Below are 15,887 nucleotides of genomic sequence, written 5' to 3' on the forward strand. Positions count from 1 at the left end.
CGATAAGTCATTTCTCCTGATTAACGAGGAACCGCAATCCAAAGCGGACAAAATAACGAGGGTTTGCCATGAAAAACGACCACCCTGAACTGGACCGTTTCGACCGGGCGATTCTCGGCGTGCTCGCCGTGGATGGCCGCATCAGCATAACAGATCTGGCGCGCAGAATCGGACTGTCGAAATCACCGACCCAAGCCCGCCTCCGCCGGCTCGAAGCAGACGGGGTCATCACCGGCTACCGCGCGCTCTTCGATCCGATCCGCCTCGGCCTCGATCACGTCAGTTTCGTCGAGGTCCGCCTTCAAGACACCCGCGAAGCCGCTTTGGCCGAATTCAACGCCGCCGTCGCCCGCGTGCCCGAAATCGAACAGGTCCACCTGATCGCCGGGAATTTCGACTACCTGATGAAGGTGCGCACCCAGAACATGTCCGATTACCGCCGCGTGCTGGCCGAACATATCTCGACCCTGCCGCATGTCTCCAACACCTCGACCTATGTGGCGATGCAGGCGGTGAAGGAAAACGCGCTGTCAGATATCATTTGACTGCAGCCGCGGGCGCATCATCTAATTCGCTCATGAAGAATGGTATTGCGTCAACTCTCACCCTGGCCCTGTCCTTGGCCTTTCATGGTCCCGCCCTCGCGCAGGAGCAGACATGCCCGCCCGCCCCCGATCATTCCGCCGCGCTGACCGACCTGATCCGTGCGGCCCAAGCCGCCGAGGATGAACGCAGCGGGCGCATGCTTTCCAACGAGATGTGGGCGCTCTGGTCCGACGCCCCCGACGGCTACGCACAGGAATTGCTGGACGAGGGGATGTCGCGGCGCAATATCTACGATTACGACGGGGCGATGAAGGCCTTCGAGGCTCTGATCGCCTACTGCCCGGATTACGCCGAAGGCTACAACCAGCGCGCATTCATCCATTTCCTGCGCGAGGATTTTTCGGCCGCCCTGCCCGATCTCGACCAAACCCTTGCCCTGTCACCACGCCATGTGGCGGCGATCACCGGGCGCGCGCTGACGCTGTCGGCGCTCGAACGCAAGGCCGAAGCGGTGCTTGCCTTGCGCAAGGCGCTCGACATGAACCCGTGGCTCAGCGAACGCCACCTGTTGCCGGTTCTCGAAGCCGCCGAAGAACAGCTCTGACACCGCTTTACACCCGCCCCCGAACGGATATTGTCCGCGCCCGAGGCCCGCGTGGTGGAATGGTAGACACAGGAGACTTAAAATCTCCAGGCCGCAAGGCCGTGCCGGTTCGAATCCGGCCGCGGGTACCACCTCTTTAGCTAACTCATTGGTTTCGCTCCAGCTTTTAACAACTGCTAGGAGCCGTAGACCATGTCGGAGACCATTTCGCGCCCATTCACCTTCGTCAAAGAAGGGATATTCTACTTCAGCCGTCGAGTTCCTAACGAGCTGAAATCCCATTACACATCACCTCGGATTGCGTTTTCGCTGCGCACAAGGTCGCCAAAAATTGCAGAGGCTCGAGCTAGAAAGGCTGCCGACCAGCTCGACGAGTACTGGTATCATTTGAGGTGCCAAGACGTTCAAATGCCGGGAAAGCATATGCTTCGCCAACAGGGGAGCATCCCCGCTCAGCCGAATATCCAAGCGCTAGACGTGTCTTTCTCATCTGTATTGTTGTCGGAGGCCGTCAGTGTCTACTTGGGCCTAAAAGGCAAAGGGCGCTCAATTACTTTTCACAGAGCGGCCGAGAGGTCTTGTGGATACGTCATTGATGCCTGTGGTGATAGACATGGTCTTGTCGGATAGAGGGTTCTTCGCGGTGGGGGGTACAATATTGGTAAGCGTTCGCTGGACAACACTGACGGCTTAGCTTGACGGCTTGAAGTTCCACGGTAGCAAGTCTTCGATATGGTTTTGCGGGTGGCCATTGGCGATCGCTGTGAGGGTTGCCTTGAGATAGGCGAAGGGCTCGACGCCGTTGATTTTGCAGGTTTCGATGAGCGAGGCAATGCGGCCCCAAGCGATGCCGCCCTCGTCGTGACCCGCGAAGAGTGAGTTCTTGCGGTTCAAAGCGATCGGTCGGATCATGTTTTCGACGCGGTTGTTGTCGATCTCGACGCGACCATCAGCCAAGAAGGTCTGCAGCCCGTCCCAGTGATTGTGGATGTAAGTCAGCTTTTCGCCCAAGCGGGATTTGGCAGAGACCTTGCGTCGCTCAGCCTGCAGCCAATCACCGAAGGCCGCGACCAGTGGAGCGCTGTGGGTCTGGCGGGCAGACAATCGCTGGCCGGGGGAGATGCCACGAATGTCAGCTTCTACGGCATAGATCCCGGCGATGCGGCGCAGGCCTTCGGCGGCGATCTCTGATCTATCGCGGTCAAAGACTTCGTTCAGTTTGCGCCGGGCATGGGCCCAGCAATGGGCCACGCGAATGGGATTGCCGCCCTTGCGGGTAGGCTTGGTCAGCCGGTTGTAGCCCTGGTATCCGTCGATCTGAAGGATGCCATCAAAGCCTGTCAGGAATGTTTCGGCATTCTGGCCCGCGCGCCCGGGGGCATAGAAGTAGACCACGCCTGGCGGGTCCTCACCGCCCCATGGTCGGTCATCGCGGGCCAGTGCCCAGAGATACCCGGTTTTGGTTTTGCCGCGCCCTGGGTCCAGCACCGGGGCCGTGGTTTCATCCATGAACAGCTTGCTGGATCGCTTCAGATGGTCGGTCAGCCGGTCGACGACGGGCTTGAGATGGAACGCCGCCTTACCCACCCAATCGGCCAGCACAGCGCGGTGCAGATCAAGACCCGCCCGCGCCAGAATCTGGCTTTGGCGGTATAGTGGCAGGTGGTCGGCATATTTGCTGACCAGCACATGGGCGATGGTCGCCTCGGTCGGCAGGCCGCCCATGATCAGATGCGATGGTGCGGGGGCTTGGGTCACGCCGTCGGTGCAGGTCCGGCAGGCGTATTTCGGGCGCACGGTGACGATGACGCGCAACTGCGCTGGCACGATATCCAGCCGCTCGCTGCGGTCTTCACCGATCTTGTGCATGACGCCACAGCCACAAGGGCAAATCAGGCTCTCGGGTTCGATGACCTCTTCGATGCGGGGCAATGCTGTCGGCAGATTGCCGATGGTGCGCTTCGGCGCAGGCTTGGTTGTCGTCTTGTCACCTGACCTGTCAGCCAGATGTTCCTTCTGCACCTCGACCTCTGCCAGTGCGATGGACAGATCCTCGAACGCCAGCTGTCGCTCATCCTCGGTCAGCTTTTCCGACCGCTTCCCATGCAGGGCATGGTTCAACTCGGCGATCAGGTGCTCTTGCCGTTGGGTTATTTCTGTGAGCGCCGCTACCTTTTCCATCAACGCCAGAACCGCCGCGCGTTGCGCAGCCGGGATAGCGGAAAGATCAAGTTGCGGGGCAGTTTGCATAGGCCATAGCTACCCAGATGCCCCAGTAAAATCACGCAAAAACATATGGTTGATTCACTCTGCCGCAGCAGGGGGGGCGCGCCTCTAAGGCTTTAACCTTACGCCAGTCCAGCCCGGCAAACAGCGCCTCGAACTGGGCATGGTTCAACGCCATCACCCCGTCCTTGATCGCAGGCCAGGTGAAGGTTGCCTCCTCCAGTCGCTTGTAAGCCATCACCAGACCGGTGCCGTCCCAGTAAAGAAGCTTCAGCCGATCGGCACGGCGCGATCGGAACACAAACACCGTGCCGGTGAACGGATCCTTGCGCAGCACAGATGACACGATTGCCGCCAGACCATCATGACCTTTCCTGAAGTCCACTGGCTGCGTCGAGACCAGAACCCGCACGCGGTTTGACGGGAACATCATGGCCGCGCCCCGATTGCCCGCACGATCTCGGCAATCCGGTCAGAACTGGTGGTGCCATCGACCCGGATTGTCACACGACCTATCGCAATCTCGATGGGTTTACAGGACAACCCGTCAGGCTTTGTGGGCTGCCCGGCGACAGCCGGCACATCCGCACCGCCGCCACCATCCGACACGACGATCGGTGCAAAACAGAAGCTGTCATCTTCAACCACAGGCAAAACCAACCGGCCATCACGTGCCCGACTACGCCATTCCGATAAATGGTTCGCCCGAAGACCATACCGCGCCGCAACTGCATTCACGCTCACACCTGGCTGCAAACTCTCAGCAACGATCCGAGCCTTTATCTCATCCGGCCAGCGTCGCTGTCCGTTGGTCCTTATGTCCACCCCGTAATCCCGGAGAAACTCCAACGTAGTCGCCATCGCGAAACTCCTGCACCGATCTCCATCGGACATGGCATCGCAGGTCAGACAAGCGGGTAAAAGGTGAGGGCCAGCGACCGCTTACGGTCAAAATACCCAAAAATCAGTAAACTGCGGGAAAGACAGATAAAATGCCATCTAAAGCGTTTTAAACACCCCAAGCGGCGGCGCCGGGCCGGCAGGGATGCGCACCAAAGGCGGTGCGCATCGCCGGGATCAGCGCGACGCGTCCGACAGACGCGCGATATCGGCCACCAGATCGGCGTAATCGACAGGGGCCGCCACCTGCCCGGTCACCCATTGGTAGAGGTCCTGATCGTTTTCCCACAGCAGGCGGTCATAAAGATCGAGCTGATCGGGACCGAGGGCCGCCAGACGCGCCTCGCTGTAGCGGGTCAGGATGATGTCCATCTCCTTGATGCCCCGCCGGATCGAGCGCATGTGCAGCCGCCGGAGCCTTGTGTCGCGGTCTTCCTCAGCCACTGGCCTCATCCTTGAGCTTGGCGCGCAGGTTCTTTTCCAGACGGCCCAGACGGTCGGTATATTGGGTGAGATGGGTGCGAATGTCGCGAATTTCGGTCAGCATCTCGGCCACGTCGCGCGACAGCTCGCCCTCTTGGCCAGGGCCATCGGGGCCATCGCCCTGACCCGAGAGCAGCCACAGAAGCGAGACGTTCAAAAGCCCGGCCATCATCGACAGCTTGTTGGCACGCGGCTCGCTCAGGTCGTTTTCCCAGGCCTTGAGGGTCTTGAGCTTGACGCCGAGGCGTTTGGCCAGTTCGACCTGCGTCATGCCGGCCTGCTCGCGCGCGCCTGCGACGCGGTCGCCGAATGTCGTGGTCTCGGGGTCGAACCATCCTTCGGTCGAATCGTCGTTCATCGGTCTTCCTTTCGATCTGCGGTGCCGTGCTGCGTGATCTGGGAGCTTGATCAGGCGTGGCACAGAACCTAAGACATGCGCCATCGCTATACAAATCGGAGCCCGCCATGAACCCCCTTTCCGCGACACTATCGCGCGTCAAACCGTCTCCGACCATCGCGGTGACCACAAAGGCCGCCGAAATGCGCCGCGCCGGGCATGACGTGATCGGGCTGGGCGCGGGCGAGCCGGATTTCGACACGCCCGAGACTATCCGCGCCGCGGGCATCCGCGCCATCGAGGAGGGCAAGACACGCTATACGCCGCCAGATGGGATCCCCGAGTTGAAAGAGGCGATCTGCGCCAAGTTCAAGCGCGACAATGGGCTGGACTATGTCCCGGCGCAGGTCAGCGTGGGCACGGGCGGCAAGCAGATCCTTTACAATGCGCTGATGGCGACGCTCAATCCGGGCGACGAGGTCATCATCCCCGCGCCCTATTGGGTGAGTTACCCCGACATGGTGTTGCTGGCCGGCGGAGAGCCGGTGGTGGTGCCGGCGGGGATCGAGACCGGGTTCAAGCTGAGTGCCGAGGCGCTGGAGGCGGCGATCACGCCGCGCACACGCTGGTTCATCTTCAATTCGCCGTCGAACCCGACGGGTGCGGGCTATACTTGGGACGAGCTGAAGGCGCTGACCGACGTGCTGATGCGGCATCCGCATGTCTGGGTGATGACCGACGACATGTACGAGCATCTGGCCTATGACGATTTCAAGTTCTGCACGCCTGCGCAGGTGGAGCCGGGGCTGTATGACCGGACGCTGACCTGCAATGGCGTGAGCAAGGCCTATGCGATGACGGGCTGGCGGATCGGCTATGCGGCGGGGCCGGAGGTGTTGATCGGGGGCATGCGCAAGATCCAGTCGCAGAGCACCTCGAACCCCTGCACGATCAGCCAGTGGGCGGCCATCGAGGCGCTGAATGGGCCGCAGGATTTCATTGCCGAGAACAACAAGGTGTTCGTGCGGCGGCGCGATCTGGTGGTCGAGATGCTCAATGCCATCGAGGGCGTGACCTGCCCGGTGCCGGAGGGGGCGTTTTATGTCTATCCGTCGATTGCCGGGCTGATCGGACGCACCAGCGAAGGCGGCACCCGGATCGACAGCGACGAGGCGTTTGCCACGGCGTTGCTGGAGGAAACCGGGGTTGCGGTGGTGTTCGGGGCCGCTTTCGGACTTTCTCCGGCGTTCCGGGTAAGCTACGCTACGTCTGATGCGGCGCTGAAAGAGGCCTGCACGCGTATTCAGCGGTTTTGTGCCGCAATGACATAGAGGACGGTATGGCGGGGAACCTCCCGGAATATTATTTCAGGGTCCGCGAGAACGGAGCATTTGTTTTCCGTGTGGATACAGAGAACCGTCAAAGACGGATCGAGATGGACCAGATCGCGGTCATCAACATCCGCAACGGTCAGATCAAGCCCCATGGGGAGCGGGACCTGACCGAGGACGATCTGGAGGTGATCCGCAGCTGGATGGAAGAGCGCACCGCGCTTCTGGCGCGGCGCGATATCGACGATATCCACCGGGCGGTCGATTACCTGAACATGACGACCCATTGGGTGCAGGCGCGCGCCAGCGATGACCAGCTCGACGAGGTGACCGATGCGCTGCTGCTGGCGATGCATGATCTGCGCACGGTGCTGGTGCGCAAGAAGGCCGACCGACTGACGCAGACCGACTGACGCGGACCGGCTGACGCAGACCGACCGGGCCGGGCGGTGCGCGGCGTCTGCGCGGCCTGTCCCCTCCCCATTCCTTGTTCCTGCGCCCGAGAGGCCGCCCCCACCGTCACGGTGCTGTCGGGGGTCGTTAACCCTTTGTTTGATATTCCCGCCCCGGTGATCCGGCGCCATGCGGCGCAGGGGGCAAGCGGAACAACATGGGACATCGCGGGCAGAGGCGGCCCGGATGCGGAAAGGGATCTGGATGAACAAGGCAATCACCGACGGGGTCGTTTTCATGCCGCCCGCCTTCGAGGCGGGGCTCGAGATGTGGTCAAGCGGCGACGGGACACCCGGCTCGCCCTTTTATGCCGAAAGCACGACGGCGGCTTTCGTGCCGGCGGATCAGGATTTCGGCGGCGCGCTGGAGCTGGTGAAGGCCGAGAACGTGCAAAAGCTGCGCCATATGGGGGAAACGCCGCTGCTGCCGGGCTGTTATCTGCAGGTGCGCGCCAGGGTGAAGGCCATAGGCGGCGCCCTGCCCAATGTGCGCATCGCGGCATGGCCCGGCGGCGCGGGCGGTGTCCCGCTGCCCGCCCTGCCCCAGACCGGCCCGCAAGTGAGCCTTACGGCCTATGGCGAGGTGGTCGAGATCAGCGCCATCATCGGCCCCGGCAGCCGGACGGGTGTGGATCTGGTGTGGGGCCGGTCGGCGCTTTATGCGCATATCGGGCTGGATCTGACCGGGCCGAATGGCGGTATCGTGCGGATCGACGATATCGAGATCGAGGATGTCACCGGGGTCTTTCTGCGCGATATGCTGAGCGTGGTGGATGTGCGCGATTACGGCGCGGTGGGCGACGGGACCAGCGATGACAGCGCCGCCTTCGAGGCCGCCGACGCAGACGCACGGGGCCGCGAGGTGCTGGTGCCTGCGGGCATTTACCGACTGGCCGAGAGCGTGACCTTTCAATCCCGCGTCCAGTTCGAGGGCCGGGTCGAGATGCCAGATGACAACATCCTGGCGCTGACCAAGAATTTCGATCTGCCCAGCTATATCGACGCCTTCGGCGATGATGAGGAACTGGCCTTCAAGAAGGCGTTTCAGGCACTTTTGAACAATGCCGGGCACGAGTCGCTTGATCTGGGCGGGCGGCTTCTGGGCATCCGCGCGCCGATCGACATGCAGGCGGCGGTGGCCAACCGGACCTTCTTCAATCAGCGGCGGGTGATCCGGAACGGCCAGTTTTCGGTCTTTTCCGGCCCGGCATGGGATACCGAGGTCGTCACCTCGCAGGCACGCTATGCGCCGGCCGATCCCAAGCGGCTGACGAATGTGCAGAACGTGGCCAGCATCCCCGTGGGCGCGTTGATCGAGGGCAATGGCGTGGGGCGCGAAGTCTATGTGCGGGCGCGCAACATCGCAGCGCAGACCCTTGAGATCAGCGCGCCGCTTTACGATGCGGACGGCGTGCAGGTGTTCACCTTCCGACGGTTCAAATACATCCTCGATTTCAGCGGCTTCGACGATCTGGGGCGCATGACCCTGTCGGATATCGAGTTTCAGTGCAGCGGCGAATGCAGCGCCATCCTGCTGCCGCCGCAGGGCAGCGGCTTTGCGCTGCGCGATTGCTTCATCACACGGCCCAAGGATCGCGGCATCTCGAGCCATGGCGAGGGCTGTCAGGGCATGTTGATCGACCGGTGCCAGTTCCTGTCGAACGAAAGCCCGCTTGCGTCGCTCGAGCGGCAGTCCATCGGGCTGAACACCAACGCCAATGACGTGAAACTGCGCAACAACCGCGCGGTGCATTTCCGGCATTTCGCGGTGATCGGCGGATCGAGCAGCATCATCCTTGGCAATCACTGGTTCCAGGGCGACACGCTGCAGAACTCCCCCAGGCTGGCGGGGCTGGTGCTGACGCGGACCAACAATCGCGGCACGGTGACCGGCAACTATGTGGACAACAGCTTTATCGAATGGGGCAATGAACACGATCAGGCGCCGGAATTCTCATCCGAATTCTCGTTCAGCCAACTGACCGTCAGCGGCAACACCTTTCTGGCCAGCCAGGTGCCGCCGTGGTTCAGCTATCTTGTCATCAAGCCCTATGGCGCGGGGCATTTCCTGAACGGGCTGACGGTGACGGGCAATTCCTTCCGCATCATCGGCACGCCGGTGGACCGGGTGGAAAGCGTGGACACGAGCTTTGCCAGTCTGGATTACAACCGCTTCGCCAATGTCACGTTCCGCGACAACATGTTCAACAATGTGAACAGCCCCTCGGCCAGCCCGGTGACGCTCGAACATACCGAAGCCAGCGCGTCGCAGGCCTGGGTGGTGGCGGTGGATGCCAAGCTGCCGTTCAACGCCTGGGCGCAGGTGGTCGAGGCGGTGACCGCCGCAGGACCGCTGCGCCGGGCGGACGGGTCGATCTATTACGGCGCGCCCTATTATCAGGCCAAGCAGGGGCCGAACAGCGATCAGGTGACCCTGAGATGGGAAACCCCGGTGCAAGGCACGGCGATGGTGACGGTGCGGATCGACGATCCGTTCTGAGCCGCGTCAGAAGCTGTGCCAGAGCGCGATTTTCGCCGCGATGGCAGAGCTGCCCACAAGCCCCGCCGTCACCCCGATTTCGAGGTGGCGGCCGGGGGCGGCAGGGATCACCCAGGATGGCGCGATTTTGAGATATTCGTCGCCATAGGCGGGAACGCCTGCCTGCAGCTGGACGATCGCGCGGGTCTTGCGCCATGTCTCGATCCCGAGGGTGACGTCGGTTTCGAAATCGGCGTCGTAATCCCCGTGCAGCATATCCTGAAAGATCACCACGCGGGTATCGAGCGTGATCCAGCCGGGCCGTCCCGACAGGCTGAAGCCACGCCCGAATGACAGGCCGGGCCGGATGACCGGCTGATCGCGCAGGATGCCCACACCCAGTTCGAACGCCAGCCGCATGCCCCCCGGCGCCTGCCCGAAAGGCAGCCGCGCGAACACGACGGTTTTTTGCATCTCCTGCCGGGTGGCGCCCATGTCGAGACCGAGGGTCAGGCGGTCATTCAGCCCATGTTCGCCATAGAGGGTGAAAAGACCGTCGCCCTGCACAAGCGGCGCCTCGAGCGAGACCGACAGGAAGGTTTCACCCTCGGCGCGCGGCCAGGGACCGGCCTGAGCCTGAACGGCCAGCCAAAGCACAAGATTTGCCACCACCAGCATCCGCATCGCCGGACCTCCGGCGGCGAGCATCGTTCATCTTGGTAAACGATGGGTTAACGCGAGGGGATCGGGGAAAGAATTTGCCCCGGGCGCGCGGCATGGTAGGATGAGGCATCAGACGGAGGCACGCCATGCCGAAGATCGAACAGACCGCAGCCTGCCAGACGGTGATCACCACCTTCGAGATGTCGCCGGGCACCTGTCAGGATCTGCTGGATGAATTGACCGAAGCCTATGAGCAGTTCATCTCGAAGCAGAAGGGCTTCATCGCGGCGGGGCTGCATGTGAACGATGCGCAGACCCGGATCGCCAATTATTCGCAATGGGAGCGCCGCGAGGATTTCCTGGCCATGCTGCGCAGCGACGAGATGCGCCGCCGCAACCGGCGGATCAACGAATTGTGCCGCAGCTTCGAGCCGGTGATGTATGATGTGGCGGCGACATTCGGGTGAGGGACCGCGATCAAGGTCAGGACCGCGCCCACGACGACGCGGCGGAGATGGCGCAGGAGGTGCGCGCGCTGCGCGACGAGCTTGGCCGGTTGAACGCGCATCGCTTCGTGCGCATCCACAACTCGATCCCGCGGCTCTTGGCCTTCAATTTCGCCCGCGGGCTGGCCTTTGGGCTTGGCACGGTGCTGGGGGCGTCGGTGCTGTTGTCGGCGGTGGCCTGGTCGCTGTCGCAGGTGGAATTCCTGCCGATCATCGGGGAATGGGTGTCGCAGATCGCGCGACAGATGGAAGACGCCGCCGGACAATCGGGCGCGCGCTGATGCGCGCGGGCTGACCTGTGTCAATGTCGGGCGCGCGCGAGCCTGACACAGTGGGACCGAACCGAAAGCAGGAGGAGTCCATGTACAAGAACATTCTGGTGCCGATTTCGTTTGATGAGGATCGTGACGCGGCGGGCGCGATCGACGTGGCCCGCACGCTGGCGGGCAAGGACGGCAAGATCACGCTGATCCATGTGATGGAGGATATTCCGGGCTATGCGATCACCTATGTGCCCGAAAATTACCTTGTGGAAAGCCGACAGGCGATCGAGGCCGAGCTGCGCGAGATGGCAGAGGGGCTGGAGAACGGCGCCTCGGAGGTGATCACCGGCCATTCGGGGCGTACGATCGTGGATCACGCCGAGAAGGAGGGCGTCGATTGCATCGTGATCGCCAGCCACCGGCCCGGAATGTCGAACCTTTTGCTGGGCAGCACGGCGACGCAGGTGGTGCGCCACGCCAATTGCGCGGTGCATGTGATCCGCTAAGGTGCGTGCGCCACGAGAGCGGCGGTCATCATGTCCGGTCTGCTTCCGCAGTTGATGCTGGTGGGCATTGCGATTGCCGCGAACAATCTGACGGTGTCGCTGGCGCTTGGGTCGGTGGCGCCCAAGGCGGTTTGGCCGCGCATCCTGACGGTGTTCGCCCTGTTCGAATTCGGGGTGCCCTTGGTGGGCGCGTGGCTGGGCCAACATCTGGCGGGGGTGATCGCGGACCATGCTGCGTGGCTGGGCCCGGCCTGTCTGATCGGGCTTGGCGCGGCGACCGTCGGGATCGCGCAGCGCGACGGTCCGGATCGTGACAGGCTGGCGCGCAGCCTGATCGGGTGGCGCGCGCTGATGGCGCTGGCAGCGGGTTTGTCCGCGGACAATCTGCTGGTCGGCTTCAGCATGGGGCTGAGCGGTGTGCCGCCGCTGGCCTTGGCTGGCACGATCGTCACTTGCTCGGTCAGTTTTGCCTGGCTGGGGCTTGTGGCGGGACGGCGGGCAGAGCGAAACTGGGGCCGGGCTGCCGCGATCGGCAGTGGGCTGATATTGATGGGTCTGGGGATTGCGGGACTGTTCGAGTCAGGGTGATTTCCTGCCCCCCGGTGCGACGTGAAAAAAGGGAGAGAGTGTCATGCGATCAACATTACATGCGATATGCCTTGGACTTTTGGGGCTGACGGGGCTGCCGGCGCTGGCACAGGACGCGGTCAATATCCGTCCGGATATTCCGGCGATCACCATCGAGACGCCGAGCGGGCCGATGACCATCGACCGCATTCAGGACCCTGCCCACGAGATCACCGGCGAATGGGCGCGCACCTCGCGGCCCTGCCCGCCCTTCTGCATCCAGCCGATGACGCCCGCGCCGGGTGTGACCACGATCGGGGAATTGGAGTTGCTGGACATGCTGGCCGATCCCGAGGCCATCGTGATCGACAGCCGCACGCCCGACTGGTTCGAGGGCGGCACCATCCCCGGTGCGGTCAACATCCCCTATACCCAAGTGGTGGACATGCTGGGAGAGTTGGGCTGCGCCATTGATTTCGACGGCTGGGATTGTGGCGACGCGCGGCGCGTGGCGCTGTTCTGCAACGGCTTGTGGTGCGGGCAAAGCCCCTCGGCGATCCGCGCCATGATCGCGGCGGGATATCCGGCGGACCGGATTTTCTATTATCGTGGCGGGATGCAAAGTTGGCGGGTGCTGGGCCTTTCGGTCACAGGGGATTGATCGCCTCTTGAGAGAGGGCCTGTGCGGCACCACATGCAAAGCGTCAAAGGTTCACTGAGGAGATGACGCGATGCAATGCCCGATCGATGGAGAACAGCTTGTGATGACCGACCGTGCGGGGGTCGAGATCGATTATTGCCCGAAATGCCGCGGTGTGTGGCTGGACCGGGGGGAACTGGACAAGATCATCGAGCAATCCGCGCCGCGCGGCGGCGGGTCGGCCGGTGGATCGGGTGGCGGCCGGGATCGCGGCTATGCGCCCGAACCGCAGGAGTACAAACGCAAGAAGCGCGGCGGGTTTCTGGAAGAGCTGTTCGACTTCTGACGGATCAGCGGCCCAACAGCATCCGGACCAGCGCGATCAGCGCGGACAGCACGACCGAGACGATTATCGCGCTGGTTACGGGAATGTAGAGCCGCAGGCTGCCGCGCTCGATGACAATGTCACCGGGAAGCCGGCCCAGACCAAGACGCGACAGCGGCCCCCAAAGCAGGCCAATGACGACCAAAATCACGCCGGCCAAGATCAGGTAACGCGCCATGGGGCGAGCCTATGCGATTTGGCCGAGGATTTACAGGGGATTTGCGGCGTCAGGGGGCGTCAGAGGGCGTCAGGGCGGGCGAAATCTTGAAAAGATTTCGGCCCGATTTCTTTTGAAGAAATCGGGGGTGGAGTCAGCCAGCGCAGGGGCGCGCGATTGCAGAAAATCACCAATTGGCCGGAGTTTTCGACAACCTGATAGCCGCGCCGTTCAATTTCGCGCAGGAAGGCGTCCATCCCGGCGAAGCGTTCCACATCCCGCGCCTTGCGCCGGATCACAGCACCTTGCTGGACCGCCTTGGAGGCAAAAAGATCGTTGAGCCAGATTTCGGGCGAGAGGGGTGAGTTTCTGCTCTGCATACCCGCCAGCATGGCTCGAACATAGTTAAGACCGGGTTAAAGCCGGATCATCGCCCCCGCCGTTTGACATTCCCGCCGCGCTGGCCCGGCCGGCCCGCGGTGGACCGGCCCTTGGCCTTGGTCGCCTCTTCCGACGCCTTTTCGACCGCCTGCTGGCGCGCCAGAGGATCGTCCTGAATGGCCAGATCGACCGCTTCGAGGCGCTTGACCTCGTCGCGCAAGCGGGCGGCCTCTTCGAATTCGAGGTTCTCGGCGGCCTTGCGCATCTCGGTGCGCAGCCCGTCGAGATGGGCCTGAAGGTTCGAGCCGACCATCGGCTTGTCGACCGTGGCGGTCACCCGGTTCATATCCACATCGCCCTTGTAGAGACCGGCCAGGATATCCTCGACATTCTTGCGCACGGTGGCGGGGGTGATGCCATGTTCCTCGTTATAGGCGATCTGCTTGGCGCGGCGGCGGTCGGTTTCATCAAGCGCGCGCTGCATCGAGCCGGTGATCCGGTCGGCATACATGATCACCCGGCCATCCGCGTTGCGCGCGGCGCGGCCAATGGTCTGGATCAGCGAGGTTTCCGAGCGCAGGAAGCCTTCCTTGTCGGCGTCCAGAATGGCGACAAGCCCGCATTCGGGGATATCCAGCCCCTCGCGCAGCAGGTTGATGCCGATCAGCACATCGAAGGCGCCAAGGCGCAGGTCGCGCAGAATCTCGATCCGCTCGATCGTGTCGATGTCCGAATGCATGTAGCGCACGCGGATGCCCTGTTCGTGCAGATATTCGGTCAGATCCTCAGCCATGCGCTTGGTCAGGGTCGTGCACAAGGTCCGGTAGCCCGCTGCCGAGACGCGGCGCACCTCGTCCAGCAGGTCGTCGACCTGCATCTCGACGGGGCGGATCTCGATCTGCGGATCCAGAAGCCCGGTTGGGCGGATCACCTGTTCGGTGAACACGCCGCCGGTCTGCTCGATCTCCCATTTCGCGGGGGTGGCGGAGACGAACACCGATTGCGGGCGCATGGCGTCCCATTCCTCGAACTTGAGGGGGCGGTTGTCCATGCAGGAGGGCAGCCGGAAGCCATGTTCGGCCAGGGTGAACTTGCGCCGGTAGTCGCCCTTGTACATGCCGCCGATCTGCGGGACCGAGACGTGGGATTCGTCAGCGAAGACGATAGCGGTGTCAGGGATGAATTCGAACAGGGTGGGCGGCGGCTCGCCGGGGGCGCGGCCGGTGAGATACCGAGAATAATTCTCGATCCCGTTGCAGACACCGGTGGCTTCGAGCATTTCGAGATCGAAGCTGGTGCGCTGTTCGAGGCGCTGCGCCTCGAGCAGCTTGCCTTCGGCGACCAGTTGATCGAGCCGCTGGCGCAGCTCTTTGCGGATGCCGATCATGGCCTGCTGCATCGTCGGCTTGGGCGTCACGTAATGCGAATTGGCATAAACGCGGATCTGCTCGAAACTGTCGGTCTTTTCGCCGGTGAGCGGATCGAATTCGGTGATCGCTTCCAGCTCTTCGCCGAAGAAGCTGAGTTTCCAGGCCCGGTCATCGAGGTGGGCGGGCCAGATTTCGAGGCTGTCGCCGCGCACCCGGAAGCTGCCGCGCTGAAAGCCCGCATCGTTGCGGCGGTATTGCTGGGCCACCAGATCGGCCATCACCTTGCGCTGGTCATACTCGGTGCCGACCTTCAGATCCTGGGTCATCGCGCCATAGGTCTCGACCGAGCCGATACCGTAGATGCACGAGACCGAGGCCACGATGATGACATCGTCACGTTCCAGAAGCGCCCTTGTGGCCGAGTGGCGCATCCGGTCGATCTGTTCGTTGATCTGGCTTTCCTTCTCGATATAGGTGTCCGAGCGCGCGACATAGGCTTCGGGCTGGTAATAGTCGTAATAGCTGACGAAATATTCCACGGCATTGTTGGGGAAAAAGCCCTTGAACTCGCCATAAAGCTGGGCTGCCAGCGTCTTGTTGGGGGCGAGGATGATGGCCGGGCGCTGTGTTTCCTCGATCACCTTGGCCATTGTGTAGGTCTTCCCGGTGCCGGTGGCGCCCAGAAGCACCTGGTTGCGTTCGCCCGACAGCACCCCGGAACTGAGTTCGGCAATCGCGGTGGGCTGATCGCCGGCGGGCTGGAATTCGGTGACCATCTCGAAGCGCCGCCCGCCTTCGAGCTTGTCACGGACCGCGATATCGGGGGCGGGCGAATGCAGCAGGGCTTCGGTCTTGTCGGAATGGGCGTAGGGCATCAGGTATCCGTTCTGTGATCTGCACCTAGAGTTGTCCTGTTTGGGCGGAGGTTCAAGGGGGGCGCGGCCCCCCCTCGCCGCGAGGCGGCGAGTCCCCCCGGGATATTTGAGGCCAGAAGAAACCCCGGGACCGGTAAAGGCGGCTGGCAGAGGACACGGGCCTGCGCGCATTTGATCCCTTGCCCAAGGCGCGTGTTTTTGGAATAACGGCGGGGT

At 62.6% G+C, this 15,887-nt stretch carries 21 protein-coding genes and 1 tRNA gene; 13 read left to right on the top strand and 9 right to left on the bottom strand.

Annotated elements, in window-relative coordinates; translation table 11 throughout:
* The first annotated feature begins 68 nt into the window (after nt 1-68).
* The 4 genes from RAZWK3B_RS09230 to RAZWK3B_RS21930 all read left to right on the top strand — a co-directional run bounded on the left by RAZWK3B_RS09230 (nt 69) and on the right by RAZWK3B_RS21930 (nt 1,780).
* Nucleotides 69-545, top strand: coding sequence for an Lrp/AsnC family transcriptional regulator (locus RAZWK3B_RS09230; protein WP_007814408.1), 477 nt, complete (start codon nt 69-71; stop codon nt 543-545).
* A 32-nt stretch (nt 546-577) separates the two neighbouring features.
* Nucleotides 578-1,150 carry a tetratricopeptide repeat protein gene (locus tag RAZWK3B_RS09235; protein WP_007814410.1) on the top strand — a complete coding sequence of 191 codons (573 nt, stop codon included), beginning with the start codon at nt 578-580 and terminating at the stop codon, nt 1,148-1,150.
* 45 nt (nt 1,151-1,195) lie between these two features.
* Nucleotides 1,196-1,281: transfer RNA gene (locus RAZWK3B_RS09240), tRNA-Leu, on the top strand.
* A 61-nt stretch (nt 1,282-1,342) separates the two neighbouring features.
* On the top strand, nt 1,343-1,780 hold the full coding sequence (locus tag RAZWK3B_RS21930) for a DUF6538 domain-containing protein (RefSeq protein WP_353611287.1): 438 nt from the start codon (nt 1,343-1,345) through the stop codon (nt 1,778-1,780).
* Between the two features lie 60 nt (nt 1,781-1,840).
* Here RAZWK3B_RS21930 and tnpC read toward each other — a convergent pair whose 3' ends face one another.
* The 5 genes from tnpC to RAZWK3B_RS09265 all read right to left on the bottom strand — a co-directional run bounded on the left by tnpC (nt 1,841) and on the right by RAZWK3B_RS09265 (nt 5,117).
* The gene (gene tnpC / locus RAZWK3B_RS09245; protein ID WP_007813144.1) at nt 1,841-3,400 is read right to left on the bottom strand and encodes an IS66 family transposase; all 1,560 of its coding nucleotides are present in this window, start codon (nt 3,398-3,400) and stop codon (nt 1,841-1,843) included.
* A 31-nt stretch (nt 3,401-3,431) separates the two neighbouring features.
* The gene (tnpB, locus tag RAZWK3B_RS09250) at nt 3,432-3,809 is read right to left on the bottom strand and encodes an IS66 family insertion sequence element accessory protein TnpB (RefSeq protein ID WP_007814413.1); all 378 of its coding nucleotides are present in this window, start codon (nt 3,807-3,809) and stop codon (nt 3,432-3,434) included.
* On the bottom strand, nt 3,806-4,237 hold the full coding sequence (gene tnpA, locus RAZWK3B_RS09255; protein ID WP_007811945.1) for an IS66-like element accessory protein TnpA: 432 nt from the start codon (nt 4,235-4,237) through the stop codon (nt 3,806-3,808). The genes tnpB and tnpA overlap by 4 nt, the downstream gene beginning before the upstream one ends.
* A gap of 216 nt (nt 4,238-4,453) precedes the next feature.
* Nucleotides 4,454-4,729 (bottom strand): FAD assembly factor SdhE, encoded by a 276-nt coding sequence (locus RAZWK3B_RS09260; RefSeq protein WP_037295415.1) that lies wholly within the window; start codon nt 4,727-4,729, stop codon nt 4,454-4,456.
* Complete coding sequence (locus RAZWK3B_RS09265; protein WP_007814417.1) at nt 4,713-5,117, bottom strand: helix-turn-helix domain-containing protein; 405 nt, start codon at nt 5,115-5,117, stop codon at nt 4,713-4,715. The genes RAZWK3B_RS09260 and RAZWK3B_RS09265 overlap by 17 nt, the downstream gene beginning before the upstream one ends.
* A 107-nt stretch (nt 5,118-5,224) precedes the next feature.
* Here RAZWK3B_RS09265 and RAZWK3B_RS09270 point away from each other — a divergent pair, with 107 nt between their 5' ends.
* The 3 genes from RAZWK3B_RS09270 to RAZWK3B_RS09280 all read left to right on the top strand — a co-directional run bounded on the left by RAZWK3B_RS09270 (nt 5,225) and on the right by RAZWK3B_RS09280 (nt 9,379).
* Nucleotides 5,225-6,427: a pyridoxal phosphate-dependent aminotransferase gene (locus RAZWK3B_RS09270; RefSeq protein ID WP_007814419.1), complete on the top strand. Its 1,203-nt coding sequence runs from the start codon at nt 5,225-5,227 to the stop codon at nt 6,425-6,427.
* Nucleotides 6,428-6,435: 8 nt separating this feature from the next.
* Complete coding sequence (locus RAZWK3B_RS09275) at nt 6,436-6,840, top strand: hypothetical protein (protein ID WP_007814420.1); 405 nt, start codon at nt 6,436-6,438, stop codon at nt 6,838-6,840.
* A 244-nt stretch (nt 6,841-7,084) separates the two neighbouring features.
* On the top strand, nt 7,085-9,379 hold the full coding sequence (locus tag RAZWK3B_RS09280; RefSeq protein ID WP_037295545.1) for a glycosyl hydrolase family 28-related protein: 2,295 nt from the start codon (nt 7,085-7,087) through the stop codon (nt 9,377-9,379).
* Nucleotides 9,380-9,385: 6 nt separating this feature from the next.
* Here the strand turns inward: RAZWK3B_RS09280 and RAZWK3B_RS09285 are convergent, their stop codons facing one another.
* A complete protein-coding gene (locus RAZWK3B_RS09285) occupies nt 9,386-10,066 on the bottom strand; it encodes a hypothetical protein (RefSeq protein WP_050774210.1) in 681 nt (226 codons plus the stop codon).
* A 101-nt stretch (nt 10,067-10,167) separates the two neighbouring features.
* Between RAZWK3B_RS09285 and RAZWK3B_RS09290 the strand changes: the two genes are divergently transcribed.
* The 6 genes from RAZWK3B_RS09290 (at nt 10,168) to RAZWK3B_RS09315 (ending at nt 12,849) form a co-directional block, all read left to right on the top strand.
* Complete coding sequence (locus RAZWK3B_RS09290; RefSeq protein ID WP_007814427.1) at nt 10,168-10,488, top strand: antibiotic biosynthesis monooxygenase family protein; 321 nt, start codon at nt 10,168-10,170, stop codon at nt 10,486-10,488.
* Nucleotides 10,485-10,808 carry a DUF5665 domain-containing protein gene (locus tag RAZWK3B_RS09295; RefSeq protein ID WP_007814429.1) on the top strand — a complete coding sequence of 108 codons (324 nt, stop codon included), beginning with the start codon at nt 10,485-10,487 and terminating at the stop codon, nt 10,806-10,808. The genes RAZWK3B_RS09290 and RAZWK3B_RS09295 overlap by 4 nt, the downstream gene beginning before the upstream one ends.
* Nucleotides 10,809-10,888: 80 nt before the next feature.
* Nucleotides 10,889-11,296 carry a universal stress protein gene (locus RAZWK3B_RS09300; protein ID WP_007814431.1) on the top strand — a complete coding sequence of 136 codons (408 nt, stop codon included), beginning with the start codon at nt 10,889-10,891 and terminating at the stop codon, nt 11,294-11,296.
* 30 nt (nt 11,297-11,326) lie between these two features.
* The gene (locus RAZWK3B_RS20195) at nt 11,327-11,884 is read left to right on the top strand and encodes a manganese efflux pump MntP (RefSeq protein WP_007814433.1); all 558 of its coding nucleotides are present in this window, start codon (nt 11,327-11,329) and stop codon (nt 11,882-11,884) included.
* 43 nt (nt 11,885-11,927) lie between these two features.
* Entirely contained in the window at nt 11,928-12,524 is a 597-nt protein-coding gene (locus tag RAZWK3B_RS09310) for a rhodanese-like domain-containing protein (RefSeq protein ID WP_050774212.1), read from the top strand.
* Between the two features lie 70 nt (nt 12,525-12,594).
* Entirely contained in the window at nt 12,595-12,849 is a 255-nt protein-coding gene (locus tag RAZWK3B_RS09315) for a TFIIB-type zinc ribbon-containing protein (protein WP_007814437.1), read from the top strand.
* A gap of 4 nt (nt 12,850-12,853) precedes the next feature.
* On the opposite strand, the gene RAZWK3B_RS09320 is transcribed toward RAZWK3B_RS09315, so the two are convergent.
* From RAZWK3B_RS09320 to uvrB, 3 genes are read right to left on the bottom strand one after another with little or no spacing between them, the layout of a single operon-like run.
* Nucleotides 12,854-13,066, bottom strand: coding sequence for a DUF2905 domain-containing protein (locus RAZWK3B_RS09320; protein WP_007814438.1), 213 nt, complete (start codon nt 13,064-13,066; stop codon nt 12,854-12,856).
* Nucleotides 13,067-13,125: 59 nt separating this feature from the next.
* Nucleotides 13,126-13,437 carry an aspartate aminotransferase gene (locus tag RAZWK3B_RS09325; protein WP_353611288.1) on the bottom strand — a complete coding sequence of 104 codons (312 nt, stop codon included), beginning with the start codon at nt 13,435-13,437 and terminating at the stop codon, nt 13,126-13,128.
* A 35-nt stretch (nt 13,438-13,472) separates the two neighbouring features.
* A complete protein-coding gene (gene uvrB, locus RAZWK3B_RS09330) occupies nt 13,473-15,671 on the bottom strand; it encodes an excinuclease ABC subunit UvrB (RefSeq protein ID WP_007814442.1) in 2,199 nt (732 codons plus the stop codon).
* Between the last annotated feature and the right edge of the window lie 216 nt (nt 15,672-15,887).

The organism is Roseobacter sp. AzwK-3b, assembly GCF_000170875.1.
GTDB lineage: Bacteria > Pseudomonadota > Alphaproteobacteria > Rhodobacterales > Rhodobacteraceae > Roseovarius > Roseovarius litoreus.

Coding starts and splice junctions, on each gene's coding strand:
- RAZWK3B_RS09230 (WP_007814408.1), top strand. CDS start 69: ATGAAAAACGACCACCCTGAACTGGACCGTTTCGACCGGGCGATTCTC.
- RAZWK3B_RS09235 (WP_007814410.1), top strand. CDS start 578: ATGAAGAATGGTATTGCGTCAACTCTCACCCTGGCCCTGTCCTTGGCC.
- RAZWK3B_RS21930 (WP_353611287.1), top strand. CDS start 1,343: ATGTCGGAGACCATTTCGCGCCCATTCACCTTCGTCAAAGAAGGGATA.
- tnpC (WP_007813144.1), bottom strand. CDS start 3,400: ATGCAAACTGCCCCGCAACTTGATCTTTCCGCTATCCCGGCTGCGCAA.
- tnpB (WP_007814413.1), bottom strand. CDS start 3,809: ATGATGTTCCCGTCAAACCGCGTGCGGGTTCTGGTCTCGACGCAGCCA.
- tnpA (WP_007811945.1), bottom strand. CDS start 4,237: ATGGCGACTACGTTGGAGTTTCTCCGGGATTACGGGGTGGACATAAGG.
- RAZWK3B_RS09260 (WP_037295415.1), bottom strand. CDS start 4,729: ATGAGGCCAGTGGCTGAGGAAGACCGCGACACAAGGCTCCGGCGGCTG.
- RAZWK3B_RS09265 (WP_007814417.1), bottom strand. CDS start 5,117: ATGAACGACGATTCGACCGAAGGATGGTTCGACCCCGAGACCACGACA.
- RAZWK3B_RS09270 (WP_007814419.1), top strand. CDS start 5,225: ATGAACCCCCTTTCCGCGACACTATCGCGCGTCAAACCGTCTCCGACC.
- RAZWK3B_RS09275 (WP_007814420.1), top strand. CDS start 6,436: ATGGCGGGGAACCTCCCGGAATATTATTTCAGGGTCCGCGAGAACGGA.
- RAZWK3B_RS09280 (WP_037295545.1), top strand. CDS start 7,085: ATGAACAAGGCAATCACCGACGGGGTCGTTTTCATGCCGCCCGCCTTC.
- RAZWK3B_RS09285 (WP_050774210.1), bottom strand. CDS start 10,066: ATGCTCGCCGCCGGAGGTCCGGCGATGCGGATGCTGGTGGTGGCAAAT.
- RAZWK3B_RS09290 (WP_007814427.1), top strand. CDS start 10,168: ATGCCGAAGATCGAACAGACCGCAGCCTGCCAGACGGTGATCACCACC.
- RAZWK3B_RS09300 (WP_007814431.1), top strand. CDS start 10,889: ATGTACAAGAACATTCTGGTGCCGATTTCGTTTGATGAGGATCGTGAC.
- RAZWK3B_RS20195 (WP_007814433.1), top strand. CDS start 11,327: ATGTCCGGTCTGCTTCCGCAGTTGATGCTGGTGGGCATTGCGATTGCC.
- RAZWK3B_RS09310 (WP_050774212.1), top strand. CDS start 11,928: ATGCGATCAACATTACATGCGATATGCCTTGGACTTTTGGGGCTGACG.
- RAZWK3B_RS09315 (WP_007814437.1), top strand. CDS start 12,595: ATGCAATGCCCGATCGATGGAGAACAGCTTGTGATGACCGACCGTGCG.
- RAZWK3B_RS09320 (WP_007814438.1), bottom strand. CDS start 13,066: ATGGCGCGTTACCTGATCTTGGCCGGCGTGATTTTGGTCGTCATTGGC.
- RAZWK3B_RS09325 (WP_353611288.1), bottom strand. CDS start 13,437: ATGCTGGCGGGTATGCAGAGCAGAAACTCACCCCTCTCGCCCGAAATC.
- uvrB (WP_007814442.1), bottom strand. CDS start 15,671: ATGCCCTACGCCCATTCCGACAAGACCGAAGCCCTGCTGCATTCGCCC.